Consider the following 16,366-nt stretch of genomic DNA (forward strand, 5'->3'; position numbering starts at 1 on the left):
ATTTTTATTTATAAGGCCTCTTTAACTTCTTTAATTACTTTTAACCATTGCAATCCAAATTTTTCATCTGGCTCTAAATAATTTCCTTCCGCCCATTCATTCCAGGATTTAATAATAATAAACTGAGGATTATTAGGGTTTCTTTTTAATTCACTTACGGCAGCCTCAAGGTGTTTTTTCCAAGCCATGGGTGTTGCATTTTTAAATATTAAGGATTTTTTACCACTCCTTGGAGAATTATCCCAATTAGGAAAAACACAAGATATATATTTTTTATTGGGAAACTTTATATTAAAATTTGAAACGCCCTTTGCATAATCAAAAATAAGAGGTTTTCTTCTAACACCTATACTTCGCGATGGCCAAAGTTTCCTTTTTATTTTATTTTCAGCTTTACCTAACAAACTTTTATGCGGAAAAAAAGATTTCTTTTTATATCTCATTTTAAAAAAAACATCTAGTCCTACCTGTCCATAAACATCACTATTATCGAGCATTAAATGATTATCAGATATTGCGGTAGATATTAAATGTATACCATCAAAACCAGCTTTTATAGCTAGATTGTCAAATACATTAATGAATAAGTCTAAATCTGGAATATCCTCTAACTTATATACATGAAACATTGGTTTATTTTCTATTAGTATATATCTGGAATCCTTAAAAAAAGGTAACAAATAATTAAAGTACGACCTATACTCTGCTTCTCCATTATAGGTTTGCTCTATTAATACTTCAGGATTATCTAAACCATGCCATATGCCTTTCCATGTTTCGTTTGCCCAACAGAAACAAAAAGGAATATTAATCTTTTTATTTTTAAGCATTTGTTCTGCTGGTTTCTCTAAAAGCATTTTATTCTCGCCAAACCAATATTGATAATATATAAAACCATCAACGCCGTTTTCTAGGGCTAATTGAGCTTGTTTTTCCTGCACTTCGGGCTGTAATAATAAATCGTAATAACCTAATTTACTTGGTTTTATAGGCTGGTAATGATTTCGGAAAAGAGGCTTTGCTTTTTTTACATTTGTCCACTCAGTAAAACCTTTTCCCCACCATTTATCATTTTCTGGAATTGGATGAAATTGTGGTAAATAATATGCTAAAAATTTTATTTCACTCATATTTTTTGGAGCATTCAAATTCACTTATTTCTAAAGATAGTAATACCTAAAAACTTTTTAAAAAATGAATTAACTATAAATTTTTCACTGTTAAGTTTCTCTTCGTAGTCATTTTTAACTTCATCAGTTGCTCTCAGTAATGATTTAAATGAACCTAATTGTTTAACAAAAAAATCTGCATGTTTAATGCTTAAATATTCTTCTGTATATTTTACTTTTTCTGGATTCATTGCCATAAGCATAGAATCAGATTTAATTCGATAATAAAACTGAATCGAATTTATTCTTTTAACCTCTCCACCCTTTTTTAACATCGAAATCCAAAACTCCCAATCTTCCCAACCATAAAGCATATTAACATCAAAACCTCCAATAGCTTGACAATCTATTTTCCTGAACATGGCAGTACAAAAAATCATGTTTTTTAAACTCAAATTATGTAATGAGAATTCTGGGAGTTTCCATATTTCATTTACCTCTCCAAATTTCTCCGCTTTACAGTAAACCACTTTTAATTTTGTGTTTTTTTTGAATTCTTTAATTGCTAATTGTAAATAATCAACTCCTATTTTATCATCAGCATCTAAGGGTAAAACAAACTCTCCATTGGCTTGTTTAATACCATAATTTCTGGCACTACTTAAACCTGAACTTTCTTGAAAAGCATATTTAAACCTTTCATCTTTTTCTAGCCATTTTTTTGCTGTTTTTTGAGTTGAGTCTGTACTTCCATCATTTACAATAATACATTCCCAATCTGCGAATGTTTGATTTAAAACAGATAACAGACACTCATCAAGATATTGAGATTGATTGTAACAAGGAACTATAATAGATACTAAATCAGTTGTCATATTTTACCTATTATTAACAATAAAAAACTTTTTAATTTAAGCATAAACTTATGTCTGGGGCTAGACAAAAAGGATTTTGCCAAAAAGTAAAATTTAGATTGAGTTTTTTTAGATAATTTTAATTTTTCAAATCGAGCTAAATAATAATTAGAACGATATTTTCTCATATAAACACTTGAAAAATTATCTATTTTCAATTTTGACTTCTTTCTCCGTTTGTATGCCTCATTAATAGCATAGAAGTGCCAATATTCTGCTTTGTAAGTATTATTGTTATTTGATATACTATTTTCGTTTATTCGATATAAATATAATGATTCATCTATAAAATAATGCTTCCCTTGCTCTTCCATTTTATAGTATAAATCTTGGTCTACTGCACGTTTCATTTTAGAGTCTATACCCATAGATTGTAAATAAAAAGTTTTTTTAAATGTTGCAAAATGAGTTAAAGCGCCTTTCCCATAAGTTAGATATGATGTATTCTTTGGCAAAGAAGTTCCAGTTTTACCAATTTCTTTAAAATTCATTTCTAAATCAACTAACTCATATTTGGATGTAATTATAGATACATCATTATTTAAACGGTGCCTTTCAATCATAATACTTAAAGCATTAGATTTTATGGCATCATCAGAATCTAAAAACCCTAAAACATCTCCATTAGCATGATAAGCGCACTTATTTTTGGTAAAACCGCAACCTTGATTTTCTGTATTTACAAATAGTTTAAACCTCTTATCGTTCCCTATTAACTTTTTTATAGTTTCTACTGAATAATCAGTAGAACAATCGTCAACAATTATTACTTCCCAATTATTGTAGGTTTGCTTTATTATACTTTCGTAACAGTCTTTAAAAAAGTGACCATTATTATAATTAGCTATAAGTATTGAAAATAACATGTTATGTATTTATATTAATTTCTGTAATAGAAACAAATAGGAGATTTAATTATAAATAATGTTTTCCTTTTTTTGAGTTAATATCTCTACTTTTAAATATCTCTGGCATAATACGCTCTATTAAAGCCAATTGATTTTTGTAATATTTAGCTTTTTTAAATTTTAATTTAATAAAGAGTTTTATTATTAATTTTGATAAATATTTTTTTTGGTTTTCTATTTCTTCTCTAACTTCATCATTAATATTTCCCCATTTATATTTTAGTTTTCGCTCTTTTAAAATAATTTCATCAGCTCTTGTAAGTTTAGTTTCTATTTTTCTAAACTCTCTATCATGTTTCACGCATGTATTGGGAACAATTCCAATTTTAAATTCATGAAAAATTACACGTTGACAATAATTATCATCCTCGGCATAATGATGAAAAATGGGATCAAATCCACCTACAGTCTCCAATGTTTTTCTGGGTATTAACCAAGCTGCTGCATTTACAAAAGGAACTTCATAAATAGTTTTCGAGAAACTGCCTTTTAACGCGTCATAAAACAATGTATCATTTACTTTTATATAGCTAGAAAAGTTTTTATCTAATTTGCTTCCATCTCCATTTAAATGGATTGGACTTATTACACCAAATTCAGAATTACTGCAATGAATTTCAACTGATTTCTGAATTGTGTCATTAAAAACATATGCATCCTGATTTAATAAAAAAACATAGTCTACTTTGCTTTTTATGGCATAAGACATACCAATATTATTTGCAGCTCCAAAGCCTAAATTTTTGACCTGTTTTAATAAAACTACTTTTTTAAAATTTTCTTTGATAAAAGAAATTGTACTGTCGGTAGAATTATTATCTACAACAATTATATCACAAGCAACTGAACTATTTAAAACACTGCTAATGCATTTTTCAATCCATTGCATTCCATTATATGTAACAATAATAACTGCTGTTTTTTTAACCATTATAACCGCAATTTTCGTTTAATTTTAAAAAGTTTTTTTACTAGTTTATTGTATTTCTTTACAACAGGATTGTATCTATTCAAAAATGCTCTTCTTGTATTTTTATTAAGATACCAAAAATACTCTTTATAAATTAGCTTATCATATTTTATATAATCTTCACTATCATTACCTCTATTTATGTTGGTAGCTTGCTGTTTATGTAACCTAAACTTAACAAGTTCCTTTTCTAAAATAGCAATTTTATATTTTTTTAAAAGCCGATAATAAAACTCGTAATCTAGAACTTGTTTTAAATCTTCTCTAAAAAAACCAATTTCATCTGTAATATCTTTTCTAAATAAAGTTACTGGTGGTTCTCCAATTTTATTTAAAGGTGATTTTAAAAAAAGATTAGATTTAAATAAATTTTTATCTAAAATGCGCATACCGTTATATAAAGGTAGCTCTAATGCTTTTTGTAAATTACTATAACCTTTTATCCATTCTTTTGTTTCTTCATTCAAATGCGAGGCTTCAATAATAAATGTTCTTTTACTGGCTACAAGGCCAATTGAAGTATCGTTTTCTAATACATTTACCATTTCTTCGATACAAGTAGAAAGGAGAACATCATCCTGAAACAGAAACTTTATGTATTTGCCTTTAGACTTTCTGATTGCATTATTCCAATTGGCACCAATACCATTAGGAACGTGATTATAAATGCTGATGGGAACATTTGTTCTTTTTTTAAACTCTTGAATAACTTTTAGCGTATCATCTTTTGATGCATCATCAGAGACTATAATTTCTAAATTAGAATAAGTTTGATTTATAGCCGATTCCATTGCTTCAGCAATAAACTCAAAACCATTGTAAGTTGGTATACATATAGATACTAGTGGATTAAACATTTTAATAATGTTATATTAATTAAAATTCATCTAGCTTGCTATTAAAGAGTTTAAAACTAAAAAAAGTATCGCAAATTAAATCAACAACAAATTTTCTGCTTTTCAAATTGTTTAAAAAATTTTCCCTTAATTCCCTTCTATATTTAAAAGAAGTTCGATAATGAGCATGATATAAACGAGAATATTTAGAAATAATATAATCTTGGTTTTCTAAAACCATATCCTCTGTGAAATTATTAATCATTGATTTACTTGAAACATAATACTTAAATGTAATTTTTCGCAAATAATAAAATTTCACTTTTATACTTATTAAAGCTATCCAGAAGCTCCAATCCTCATGGCCTTGATGAGGCATATTCTCATCATATCCTCCTACCTGTTCCCAAAGACTCTTTTTATAAATAGCGCACGCATCAATATAGTTGTGAGCTAACATTCTATTTAAATCAAATGGTCCAACTTCCCAAATTCCACTTTTTTCTCCATAGTACTCTGCATTACCATAAACAACACCAATATTTGAATTATCTTTGAAAATGGATATTGCTTCTTTAGTAAATTCCTTTTCTATTTGATTATCAGAGTCTAAAGGAACAATGAACTTACCTTTAGCCTTTTCAATTCCATAATTTCTAGCTGAGCCTAGACCACCATTTTCTTTTTTAAAATATAAAAATCTAGAATCCTTTTTGATATATTTCAAAGCGATTGATTCTAAATCATCCTCCGAACCATCGTTAACTATTATAGCTTCCCATTCTTGATATTCTTGGTTTAAAATAGACTTTAAAGTAGCTTCTAAAGTAGCTTCAGAATTATAACAAGGTACTATTATAGATAAAATAGGATTCATGTAATTAAAACTTTAAATTGAGATAATTAAAATATATTCTAGATAAAATATGGTTTTTAGGAAACTTTATATTTGCTATTTCACTCTTTATTTTACGCATTTTATTTTTAACAACTACTTTTTCTTCATAATTTAAGATTTTGTAAATAATTTTATAAAAATTTAGATAATTATATTTCTCTTGCATTATATTCAAACCAGACCAAAGACCAGCATCATGAATTCTATAAACCGACATTATTTCTGGCAAACAATGAATTTTCTTGTTTTTAGATACTATTTTATATAAAGCCATATCTCCTAAAGGGATGTTTAAAAACCAGTTTGGTAAATCCTCTTTTTCTAAATTTCTAAAAACCACACTGGCAGTAGTTATAAAATTAAAATGCTTCAAGAGCTCAATATAATGAAAAGTGTTACCTTCGAATTCATTAGGAATCTGATGTGGTTTTAAAACATGTTTTTGTAAAAGATTTGCCTTATGGAAACATATATTATAATCTGGGTTTGCTTCTAAAAAATCGACTTGTTTTTGAAGTTTTAAAGAATCTGACCAATAATCATCCCCATCACAGAGTGCTACATATTTACCTGTGCAAGATTTTAAACTTTCAATAAAATTGAATCGTCCAGTTGGACTTCCATTAATATAAATGACATCTTTACGTAAACGTAAAAAAAGTTTTATTTTATCTGGATATTTTTCGGCAAAATCTAAACAAATGGCTCTTGTTTCATCACTACTAGCGTCTTCTCCTAGAATAATTTCGAATGAAAAATTAGTCTTTTGATTTAATATTGAATACAAACATTGAGCCAAGTAAGCTTCATGATTATAAGCCATTACTAAAACACTAATTAAGTTTTTATTATGCTTCGAATTCATAGGTTAATTAGCCTGATTTTTTTGAGTTAAAATTGAAATGACATCATGAAACTCTTTTGAAGTAATATTACTAGGCAAACCGATAGTATTATTTACGAGACTATTCGTTGAAAAATCCTTCCTTTTAAAAGGTGGGTAAATTTCTGCTCCATGAAATTTAAATAATTCAATATGCTTATTAATCAATTTTAATTTAAACTCTATATCCTTAAAGTTAATATCAAGTTTAATAGTATCTAATTCAAGAATAAAATTAGAGGAAACACTAGTTGGGTTATAAATTGAAACACCATTTATTTTTTCAATAAATTCAGTAAATTCATTTTTCCTTTTTAAAACTTCATTTCTTTTATTTTCTAAATTATCTAAAGAAAGTAGACTTAATCCTGCTTGAATTTCAGACATTCTACCATTACCAGTGTAAGGAATAGGAACTTGTTTTCCTGCTCCATAACTACTACGAATATTTCTTAATCTACTTGCTAATAAATCATCTGAAGTACATACACAAGCACCATCTGCTCCATTTATCAATTGACTTTCATGAAATGAAAATACTTCTAAATCGCCAAAACTGCCAAACTTCTTCCCTTTATATTCTTCCCCAAAAAAAGGATTTGAGATAAATAATAATTTTAACTTTTGTTGAGCAGTAACTTCTTCTAGTTTATCAATTTCACTAATCACTCCATAATCATTAATTGCTATTATTAATTCAACATCTTTATTTCTCTTATTAATGATTTCGTTAGGATCAATATCAAAAGAATTATTCTTTACATCACAAAACTCGGCTTCAAGTCCTGCCCATTTAACCGATTGAGCAATATTTATATGTGAAAACGATGGCAATACTACCTCTCCATTAATTCCAAGTGCTTTCAAAGCTATCATTAAAGCAATACTACTATTAGTCATACAGATAACATGTTTAACACCTAATAAACCTCCAACCCTAGCTTCTAAACTACTCACTAAAGGTCCATGATTTGTGTAATATTCCCTTTCCCAAATGCCTTCTACCATGCCTTCAAACTCTTTCCAACTAGGTAAACTACCAACTTTTTTTAAATTATTTGAACTCATTTAAAAAATATTTTAAGCATTATTAAATATATCTATTGCTTCTTTTATAGATATAAAGTTATTCTCAAGGTAAATTAAATATTCAACTATGGTTTCTATATCTTCTAAACTAACAAACTCTCCACAGGGAAGAAGCATAAAATCATTCATTAATAGCTCGGCATTTTTAATTTCTCCTATAATTGTAGGATATATTGCCTTTTTTTTATGCAATGGAGGATAATAATATGGTCTGACAACCATATTTTCTTTTTGTAAAAAAACAAGTGTTTCTTCTCTATTATATGGCCAAAAATTATTTAATTTGACTAATATGTTTTTAAAACTTCTACGTTCAACAAGATTATATTCTACCAAATCAATCCCTTTTACTTTTTTCAAAAGTTCTTTATATCTATAGAAGCGTTCTTTATTCTTTTCTATTTGATTATCTAACAAATCTAAACAAGCCATGGTCATAGCAGCATGAGGTGAAATCATTTTACCATTTATACCAAGAGTTATTACATTTTGGTTGTGATTAATTCCAAAATTCCTAGCTGCTTTAATTCTTTTTGCTAAATCAAGATTATTGGTTGTTATATATCCTCCCTCAAATCCATTTAAAAATTTACTGGCGTGAACCGAAAACACTTCTGCATCTCCAAAAGATCCAATTGGTTTTCCTTTAAAACATGCATAAGAAGCTTCAACTGAATCAAATAATATTGGTAAATTATGCTTTTTTGCAACATTCAATAACCCTTCTATATCACATAAATTTACAATTGGATGTGGTGCAAGAATTAATGCTGTATTATCATTAATACAGTTTTCTACTGACCTAGGAGATATACCAAAAGTTTTAATTTCTACATCACAAAAATGGGGAATCATTTTTAACCAAGCTGCAATGTCTGCCATTCTTCTATAGGTTAGAGAAGGCATAATAATTTCCGTTTTATTTTTAATTTTTAATTCATTAATAGCTAAGACTAACCCCCATAACCCATTGCAAACGGCAATACAATATTTAGATCCATGAATAGTTGCAAGCCTATTTTCTAATTTTTGAATTAATAAATTATCCTCAGCTAAATCTTCATTATCATAATATGGCTTGATATAACTCAAGAATTTATCCATATCTGGCTTTATAAGATTAGATGTAGATTTTGGTTTCTCAAAAGCCGGAGAATTTCCAAAAAAAGCTAACTTTTGATACATTATTGAATAGTTTTTTTTGTTAAAACTACATCAAATCTATAGTGTGCTGAATAAAATTGATCTGGCATATTAAAAAACTTTACATCCCAACCAGTGTCATTCGCTAAGCTTTTAAAATCTTCTTTGGACCACCAAATACCAAGCGAACTTTGATTATCATCTAATAACTTAGCATAATCAATATCATCATAGAAAAAATTAGAAGCCCTATCCTTATCAGGAATATTTCCAATATAGAACTTTTCAATATTAACATATTTGTTATGAATATTTTTTAATATTTTTTTTGCTGATTTTTTATCGAAATAAGAAAAAACCCCATAACAAAGACCTTTAGTATATTCTTTGTTTACCACTTCATTCTCTAAGTATTCATTTGCCTCTGCACATTGAAAGTAAAAATTAGTTTTTTCAAAATTTTTCTTGGCAACTTCAATTAGAAATTCGGAAAAATCAATTCCATGATATTTACTGATTTTATTAAATATAAGAACGGAAAGTGCTCCATTACCACAACCTAAATCAAATAAAACATCTTTTTTATTAAGTTTCAATCCATTTGAAATGGAATCTATTATCATAGAAATTTGTTCTTGGCTGACAGGTTTTCCATTAACTGTTCTTTTAACTTGTCCAAAAAAATCATCTGAATCACAAGATTTAGGAAACTCTTTATGTATGTAATCTTTCATAATAATATTTATTTAGCAAAACTTATAAGATTCAATCAAGTTTAGCGCTTCTTCTGGAGCATTAAACATTAAAACATCTATAATCGAAAGTCCTGGTTCAAAATAACTTCTTTTTTGATCATAACTTTTTAAATCATTTTTAAGAAACTTAATATCTATTTCTTCCTTTCTATAAATTTCTTTATTAAAAATATCAATTCCTCCATAAGGGTTAATATACACCTTGGCATTGTAGTATTTTGAAATTTGTAGTGCCCAATCACCTGGAACTTTTATTTGATCGGACAAGTTCATTTTAGTCTCTGAATAAATATTATAATTAAATGAAATCCCAATGTATTTACATACTTTTTTAAGTGCTAAAACATTTAATGATGTTATATTACTTTTTTTTTCGTCAAACACTTGTTCTAACAATTGAATTACTTGCTTATAATAAGGTGCTTTCTTTTTATAACAAGTTAATTGTGCTAATATTTTACTTTCCCAATTCTCATCTGACCTAATATAAGTGTCTTTTATTAAATTTTTGCGAGACGTTTTTACTAAAGGAACTTTAATATATTGCCAACCATTATTAGAATTTAGTACTCTATTACGTTCAATCCAACCATGTCTAATAAACTGAACGCCATCAAAAACCACCCATATATCTGTAGCTCTAATAAGGCTAAAGTAACCTATATAGGGAAATAAATAAGGTTGCATAATTCCAATTTTCATTAAATCAAGCTATTAATTATCTTTATTACTTTCTTTACTGCGACTTCATCAAGGCCAGAATATAAAGGCAAACATAATATCCTAGAAGCGACTGATTCTGAAATAATCATAGGTCTACTATTTACATATTTAAGTGTATTGAGTGATGGATAAAAATAACGTCTAGGGAAAATTTTTGATGCGTTAAGTGCGACTTCAACTTCAAGTAGTTTTTCCTCATCGTTGAATAGAATTGGATAGTAGCTATAATTCCATTTAGTGTTTTCTCTTAATCTAATTTTGGTTAGACTAGAAAAATTCAATTCAGCATTGTATTGATCTACTACTTGTTTTCTTTCACTTAATATAACTTTGATATAAGGCAAAACGGATAAACCCATAGCTGCTTGTAATTCACTCATCTTTGCATTAATACCAATGCCTTGAATAGCCTTTGGTCCATCATGTCCGAAATTATGATGATAAAATATTTTTTTTTGCAATGTGTCATCTTTACTAAAAATAGCACCACCTTCTCCAGTATGAAATAACTTCGTTGCATGAAAACTACATGTACTTACATCTCCGTAGTTAAAAACAGATTTCTCTTTATAGTTAACACCAAAACAATGTGCTGCATCATAAATAACCTTTAAATTGAATTTTTTTGCAATTGCTTCTATAGCTTCTACATCGCATGGGTTACCAAAAACATGAGTTGCCAAAATGGCTGTAGTTTTCGGTGTTATGGCTGCTTCAATTTTTGTTTCATCAATAGTTAGATATTCAGGATTTATATCAACAAATACGGGTACACAACCTTCCCATACTATACTTGATGTGGTGGCAACATAAGAAAATGGAGTAGTAATAATTTCCCCTTTTAATCCTAATGCTTTAATAGCTATTTGTATAGGTAATGTCCCATTTGTTGTGGCAATAATATTTGATACTCCTAAATAATTAATTAATTCATTTTCCAATTCTTGCACTAAAATACCTCTATTGGTTATCCATGAGGTTTCCCAAACTCGTTTTAAAATAGTTTGGTATTCCTCTTGAGGTGGTAAAAAGGTTTTTGTGACGTTTATCAATGTAATTGGTTTATGTTATTTATACAAAAACTGTTTCTTCTATACAGCCAAATTGTTTCTATTAGTGCCTTTTAAATTCTAAACATAAAATAACTCAACTCCTCTTGAATACTTGGAGCTTTTTGAAATTCTAAAAGGAATTTTATTTAAAATACTCTGAGCTTCTAAATCATGACTTTTATTATATTTTAACTCCAAAACAACATTATCATTGTCAATTATTCTATTTAAAAATGTATTTTGAAAAGTATTAATTTTACAAAACATTTGTTCATCATCAATTGTTATTCTGAATTTTTTATCCAAACTTTCATAATAAGTTCTTTTGTATCTATTTAAAACAACTGGCTTTTGAGACTCTACTTTTAGTTTTACCAATTCATCAACAGATGAATTTGAAATAACTTTAATTAAATCACTACCACTTATTCCTTTACAAAATTTAAAATTCTTTAATGGAAACATTTTTTTTGTACCTACATGTCCTTTCTTTATTTTTAACTCAAGTCTTGCATTTTCAATTTCTGTAAACAAATCACCATACCATCTTATTCTATATTTAAGTCTATCAACATTTCCGATAATATTATCTTGAAAGTTTATTAAATCGATAAAATCAAAATATACATTATTAATATTCCTTGCATAAAATATTTCTCTAAAAAAAGCTGGATGATTTTTGACATATATTTCAACTTCTTTTCTACTTATATTTTCGATGAACATTTTTCTTTCATATCTATATTCCATATACCAAATTATTTAAATTTAATAAACTTGAAAAATAGTATAGTACAAAAAATACCAAGAAAAAAAGAGAGCCATATAGATTTACTTTTCATTTTTTTTAAAATAGAGTCATAAAGTTTTTTATTATCCTTCTGTTTTATTTTTAAATCTTCCGTTTTACTCTTTTCTATTACAGCTACATTTTTCTGTTCTTTTTCATTTTTAATTTCAATAGGCAAACTTGTAGGGTAAACAACCAGTTTATTACTTCTTAAAATCGCATTAGTAAAATTAAGGTTATGCTTCATACCAACAGAGTAACAAGTAATATTATCAATCATATCTACCCAAAAAGCTACATTCTTATTTACTTTATGTTCAGGACAATATTGCTTATCAAAATATTGGGCAGAACTGTTTCCTGCAAAAATATAATCTATTTTTTCTCTGAATTGTAAATCAATTTCATCAAACAAATAACTCTTGTCATGTTGATATGCCTTTTCACTTAGTAAGTTTTCATCCCATATCCTAAAATGAGTAAGCAAAACAATTGGATTATTATAATTAATTTTCTTAAAAGCTTCATTTAAGTAAATATTTATATTCTCAACACTTTCTAATGAATTTAAAACAATGAAATTACAGCGATTATCTACAATGGTAGTGTTTAAATATCCAACTCTTTTCTTATAGTCTTCTAAAGATGTTCCTTTTACTTCATGATTACCTGGAGAAAAAAATACTTTAGCGTCTATTTTGGAATTATAGTCATTGAAAACTAATGAATCATTAATTTGTGAATCTCCAAGAATAAAAACATAATCTGGTTTTTCAATATTAACCTTGTTTAAAAAAGCTTTTCTAACACTCTGGGTTTTTATTGTAGAGTATGTATGCCCTATAACAATAAAGTGTAAGTCTGATTTTTTAGTTTGCGCTTTGGTAAACGTAACATTAAAAAACAAAAAGAGTATTAAAAAAATTATATTATTCACTGTTTTTACCGTACTCAACGCCATAAAGATATTGTTTTACTTTATCACTTTTTTTATTAATAGTTGCTCCATTTAAAATTAATGACGAGCCCATCTCAATTAAATGTTCTGTCTTTACATCACTTAGTTTAGAGTTTACAATTTCCATTTCTCCAGGACCATATTCTGATTTTTTTTGAAAAGCACAGTAGCCTAATTTACTAGACATAATTTCAATATTATTTATCTCAATTTTTGTATCATCTTTACTTGCAACTCCTATTTCTGAATCTGAAATAAAAATATTTTCACACTTTAAAGAAGAGCCTTCTCCTCCACTTATACCTTTATCTCCTGAACTAAAAATCTTTATTTGTGATAAAGTTAAATCTGTCCCAGAAACATCAATAGCATCATTTCCTATTTCAAAAAAGCTTGTGTTAATAATTTCCCCTTTGCTAAAATCAGTATCTACAGCATCTGCAAATGTATTTTTAAATATTGTATTTTGAATATTAAAAGTAGTTCTTACAATATTTAAATAATCATCACCTTTTAAATTGGAATTAAAAAAACAATTATTTATAAATATAGGAGATTCGTAAAAAGTAATTGATCCCTTTAAATTCCAACCAGTATCTGAAATATTAGATAAATTTTCAAAACTAACATAATTCATTACAGATTCAGGTACACTATTGTAAACAACAATACCCTGACCTGTTAAGTCTGAAGATGTAATAGTAATTAATTCATTTACCTTTCCTAAAAACCTAAGGGGTGAATAAGATATTATTCGTGCACGGTTAATAATATCTATATTCAATCCTGCATTTCCAATTAAAGTGTAACCTTGAGGTATTATAAGATCGTCATTCAAAACAATTTTAGAGCCCTTAAATCTTATCGTTTTATTGTCTTCATTTATTTTAAGAAATTTAAATTTTTGAACATTAGGTTTTCTATTAGGTAAACTCAATTCACTATAGTCTTTTAATTCCATTATTTTAGGAAACACAACCGTTTTAGAGTGAACTTTTCTTCCTAAATAATTTTCAACTTCATTATCAAAACCCAATACATTGTAATAAATTGTTATAGAATCAGAGGTGATTTTTTTAATATTAATATCTGTATTTATCTTAAAAGATTTTCTTTGTAATCTATTTTCTGAATCTTGTCTAGCATCAATTACTACTGATTGGTTAGAAAGTATTTTTTCTCTAACTTTTACAGATGTAATCTCATTTGGAAGATGAGTTAAATTTTCAACTAAAAAGCTTAAACTATCCTTATTTTTTTTATCAAAAAAGACTCGTATTGAAGGAGTAGATGGAAATAGTTTGTCTCTTAATAATTTTTGATTCCTTCTAAGTATCTTCTCTGGGAATATATACTTTGGGTTATGCTTATTAATTTTAGCTACTAAAGATTGTATTTCTTCTTTGTTATTCTCAATTAAATTATCTAAGAAAGAAAAGCGAGAAATAGCTTTAGCTTCTTGTAAATACATTTTTTTAAACGCTAAGTTAGCATACAACTTTTCGTAAATTTCACTTCTTAAATAGTAGTTGTCATAAAAGTTTTCTTCATAAACTTCTCCCTCTAAAAATAAAGTTCCAAATTTTTTATTTTCGTTTAAAATCAACCATTCTCTAGCAATTGGCTCTATTAGACTTGTTATAGGGTTATAATAAAAACGAGTGTTATGAATAGACATACCATGCTTTTCATTTAGCAAATCTGAAATTGCAAATAATGAAGCAAACTTTCGCATATCAAATACTTGTTCTACTGGTAAACTATTGGTTTCAAATGCAGCCCATATTTTTTTTAAGTTAATTAATTGGCTATTCAATTCTGGATTTTGACTGATTTTTGAACTGCCGTAAGGAACTAATTCAGTTTTAAAATTTAAATGCGAATTAACAACATCTCTAACTTGTCTAACATTATCTTTGGGGATAGCAAGATTTAATTTAAAAACTATACCTTCTCTTAATTGATTAGATTCAATTAATCGTTTATCAAAACGTTCTTCAACATAATATATACCATGATAATCACCATTAATATTTACATCTATAAAATTACTTCTTAAACCAATAACACCCCTAGATTTAAGCATTTTGTGTGTTATCCAGTCTGTCATATATCCTCTTGCATCTGGTATTAACAATGCAAATTTTTTCATTCCAAAGATTGTTTTATCATCTTTGACTTTTACAGCTAAAGACCATTGCTTAGGATTTTTGAGGTGATCAAGCATACCGCCAGTTAATGATATATCAACTTTATAGGATTCTCCTAAATATCTTATCTTTCCTGATACCTCTTCTTGACTCTTAACAGGTATTTTTTTTTCGAGTAATGCTAATTCTCTTAAATATTTAATCCTTTCCCAGTTCTTAAATTTTACATCAATATCAAAGCCATCAACATTTAATATATCAACATTTGACTTTTCAACTACATCTTTAACTTTATTCTTAAAGTTTCCATAAATAATTTCTTTCACAAAGTTTTTAGTACCAACATATATATACGTTGACTTGATTTTGTTAGAAAGCAAAACACCCAAAACAAATGCAAGCCCGATAAAAGGAACCACCAATTTGCTTATTTTCGTTTTTGTGAAAAATTGGTGTTTAATAGCTAGGATTGATTTTTTCTTTCTATATAATCTCATTAAACATTTATATTATTGTCTATAAAGCTAATTGATATATCTTTAAAAGAGTCTTTTAAATTACTTGACACAGCGTTTAATTTCTCTAAGTTTTCTAATTCTATAATAAAAGAAGCTTCCATTATAGAATTCTCTTCATCAAATCTCTTTATATCAACTTTATCACAATATTCCTTTAGTATAACTAGAATTTCTACCAGAATGTTTTTACTAGGGTTATTTATTTTTAAAATAAGAATAAGGTTTTGACTTTCCGATATAGAATTTTTGTATAATATTCTTTTACTTATCAAAAACAAAATCAAAAATACAAACCCAATAATCGTAGCTGCTTTTTGATCTGCACCAAATCCTAATCCTAAAGCAATATTTAAAAATAAAAATGTTAACTCCTCTGGCTCTTTTATTGCGGTTCTAAATCTAACTATGGAAAGCGCTCCTACTAAACCTAATGACAAAGCTAATGACGATTTAACAATAGTAATTATTATCATCGTTGTAACTGCAAGAAAAATAAAGTTCTTTCCAAAACTCTTTCTATTGGATAAAGAAGAACCATATCTATTATATAATAGACTTAAAACATACGCAAATACCGCCGTTAAAAGTAAATTAAAAGAAAAATTTAAAATTGAAAACTGTGCGCTTCCACTCAATAAAAATTCTTCAAAAGTTTTGTGTTTATCCATCT

16 protein-coding genes are annotated in these 16,366 nt (G+C 27.3%); all 16 read right to left on the minus strand.

The window, feature by feature from the left end; genetic code table 11:
* Positions 1-8: 8 nt before the first annotated feature.
* Positions 9-1,130: a glycosyltransferase WbsX family protein gene (locus ABD939_RS14445; RefSeq protein ID WP_345170082.1), complete on the minus strand. Its 1,122-nt coding sequence runs from the start codon at positions 1,128-1,130 to the stop codon at positions 9-11.
* Between the two features lie 20 nt (positions 1,131-1,150).
* A complete protein-coding gene (locus ABD939_RS14450; protein WP_345170084.1) occupies positions 1,151-1,984 on the minus strand; it encodes a glycosyltransferase family 2 protein in 834 nt (277 codons plus the stop codon).
* Positions 1,981-2,889, minus strand: coding sequence for a glycosyltransferase family 2 protein (locus ABD939_RS14455; protein ID WP_345170087.1), 909 nt, complete (start codon positions 2,887-2,889; stop codon positions 1,981-1,983). Before ABD939_RS14455 ends, ABD939_RS14450 begins: the two co-directional genes overlap by 4 nt.
* Before the next feature lie 49 nt (positions 2,890-2,938).
* Positions 2,939-3,862 carry a glycosyltransferase family 2 protein gene (locus tag ABD939_RS14460; RefSeq protein WP_345170089.1) on the minus strand — a complete coding sequence of 308 codons (924 nt, stop codon included), beginning with the start codon at positions 3,860-3,862 and terminating at the stop codon, positions 2,939-2,941.
* On the minus strand, positions 3,862-4,758 hold the full coding sequence (locus tag ABD939_RS14465; RefSeq protein ID WP_345170091.1) for a glycosyltransferase family 2 protein: 897 nt from the start codon (positions 4,756-4,758) through the stop codon (positions 3,862-3,864). Before ABD939_RS14465 ends, ABD939_RS14460 begins: the two co-directional genes overlap by 1 nt.
* Before the next feature lie 19 nt (positions 4,759-4,777).
* A complete protein-coding gene (locus ABD939_RS14470) occupies positions 4,778-5,614 on the minus strand; it encodes a glycosyltransferase family 2 protein (protein WP_345170094.1) in 837 nt (278 codons plus the stop codon).
* Between the two features lie 4 nt (positions 5,615-5,618).
* Positions 5,619-6,500: a glycosyltransferase family 2 protein gene (locus tag ABD939_RS14475; RefSeq protein WP_345170097.1), complete on the minus strand. Its 882-nt coding sequence runs from the start codon at positions 6,498-6,500 to the stop codon at positions 5,619-5,621.
* 3 nt (positions 6,501-6,503) lie between these two features.
* Positions 6,504-7,586 carry a DegT/DnrJ/EryC1/StrS family aminotransferase gene (locus tag ABD939_RS14480; RefSeq protein ID WP_345170099.1) on the minus strand — a complete coding sequence of 361 codons (1,083 nt, stop codon included), beginning with the start codon at positions 7,584-7,586 and terminating at the stop codon, positions 6,504-6,506.
* A 12-nt stretch (positions 7,587-7,598) separates the two neighbouring features.
* A complete protein-coding gene (locus ABD939_RS14485) occupies positions 7,599-8,792 on the minus strand; it encodes a DegT/DnrJ/EryC1/StrS family aminotransferase (protein WP_345170101.1) in 1,194 nt (397 codons plus the stop codon).
* Positions 8,792-9,484 (minus strand): class I SAM-dependent methyltransferase, encoded by a 693-nt coding sequence (locus ABD939_RS14490; RefSeq protein ID WP_345170105.1) that lies wholly within the window; start codon positions 9,482-9,484, stop codon positions 8,792-8,794. Before ABD939_RS14490 ends, ABD939_RS14485 begins: the two co-directional genes overlap by 1 nt.
* A gap of 12 nt (positions 9,485-9,496) precedes the next feature.
* Positions 9,497-10,207 (minus strand): WbqC family protein, encoded by a 711-nt coding sequence (locus ABD939_RS14495; protein WP_345170108.1) that lies wholly within the window; start codon positions 10,205-10,207, stop codon positions 9,497-9,499.
* Positions 10,207-11,280, minus strand: coding sequence for a DegT/DnrJ/EryC1/StrS family aminotransferase (locus ABD939_RS14500; protein ID WP_345170111.1), 1,074 nt, complete (start codon positions 11,278-11,280; stop codon positions 10,207-10,209). The genes ABD939_RS14495 and ABD939_RS14500 overlap by 1 nt, the downstream gene beginning before the upstream one ends.
* A gap of 78 nt (positions 11,281-11,358) precedes the next feature.
* Entirely contained in the window at positions 11,359-12,030 is a 672-nt protein-coding gene (locus ABD939_RS14505; protein WP_345170114.1) for a VTC domain-containing protein, read from the minus strand.
* Positions 12,031-12,038: 8 nt separating this feature from the next.
* Positions 12,039-13,007 (minus strand): metallophosphoesterase, encoded by a 969-nt coding sequence (locus ABD939_RS14510; RefSeq protein WP_345170116.1) that lies wholly within the window; start codon positions 13,005-13,007, stop codon positions 12,039-12,041.
* Positions 13,000-15,504 (minus strand): CotH kinase family protein, encoded by a 2,505-nt coding sequence (locus ABD939_RS14515; protein ID WP_345170117.1) that lies wholly within the window; start codon positions 15,502-15,504, stop codon positions 13,000-13,002. The genes ABD939_RS14510 and ABD939_RS14515 overlap by 8 nt, the downstream gene beginning before the upstream one ends.
* A gap of 170 nt (positions 15,505-15,674) precedes the next feature.
* Entirely contained in the window at positions 15,675-16,364 is a 690-nt protein-coding gene (locus tag ABD939_RS14520) for a DUF4956 domain-containing protein (RefSeq protein ID WP_345170118.1), read from the minus strand.
* Positions 16,365-16,366 lie beyond the last annotated feature (2 nt).

The sequence above is a fragment of the Algibacter aquimarinus genome (assembly GCF_039543265.1).
GTDB lineage: Bacteria > Bacteroidota > Bacteroidia > Flavobacteriales > Flavobacteriaceae > Algibacter_B > Algibacter_B aquimarinus.

Coding starts and splice junctions, on each gene's coding strand:
- ABD939_RS14480 (WP_345170099.1), bottom strand. CDS start 7,586: ATGAGTTCAAATAATTTAAAAAAAGTTGGTAGTTTACCTAGTTGGAAA.
- ABD939_RS14445 (WP_345170082.1), bottom strand. CDS start 1,130: ATGAGTGAAATAAAATTTTTAGCATATTATTTACCACAATTTCATCCA.
- ABD939_RS14505 (WP_345170114.1), bottom strand. CDS start 12,030: ATGGAATATAGATATGAAAGAAAAATGTTCATCGAAAATATAAGTAGA.
- ABD939_RS14495 (WP_345170108.1), bottom strand. CDS start 10,207: ATGAAAATTGGAATTATGCAACCTTATTTATTTCCCTATATAGGTTAC.
- ABD939_RS14450 (WP_345170084.1), bottom strand. CDS start 1,984: ATGACAACTGATTTAGTATCTATTATAGTTCCTTGTTACAATCAATCT.
- ABD939_RS14490 (WP_345170105.1), bottom strand. CDS start 9,484: ATGAAAGATTACATACATAAAGAGTTTCCTAAATCTTGTGATTCAGAT.
- ABD939_RS14460 (WP_345170089.1), bottom strand. CDS start 3,862: ATGGTTAAAAAAACAGCAGTTATTATTGTTACATATAATGGAATGCAA.
- ABD939_RS14470 (WP_345170094.1), bottom strand. CDS start 5,614: ATGAATCCTATTTTATCTATAATAGTACCTTGTTATAATTCTGAAGCT.
- ABD939_RS14455 (WP_345170087.1), bottom strand. CDS start 2,889: ATGTTATTTTCAATACTTATAGCTAATTATAATAATGGTCACTTTTTT.
- ABD939_RS14520 (WP_345170118.1), bottom strand. CDS start 16,364: ATGGATAAACACAAAACTTTTGAAGAATTTTTATTGAGTGGAAGCGCA.
- ABD939_RS14475 (WP_345170097.1), bottom strand. CDS start 6,500: ATGAATTCGAAGCATAATAAAAACTTAATTAGTGTTTTAGTAATGGCT.
- ABD939_RS14465 (WP_345170091.1), bottom strand. CDS start 4,758: ATGTTTAATCCACTAGTATCTATATGTATACCAACTTACAATGGTTTT.
- ABD939_RS14485 (WP_345170101.1), bottom strand. CDS start 8,792: ATGTATCAAAAGTTAGCTTTTTTTGGAAATTCTCCGGCTTTTGAGAAA.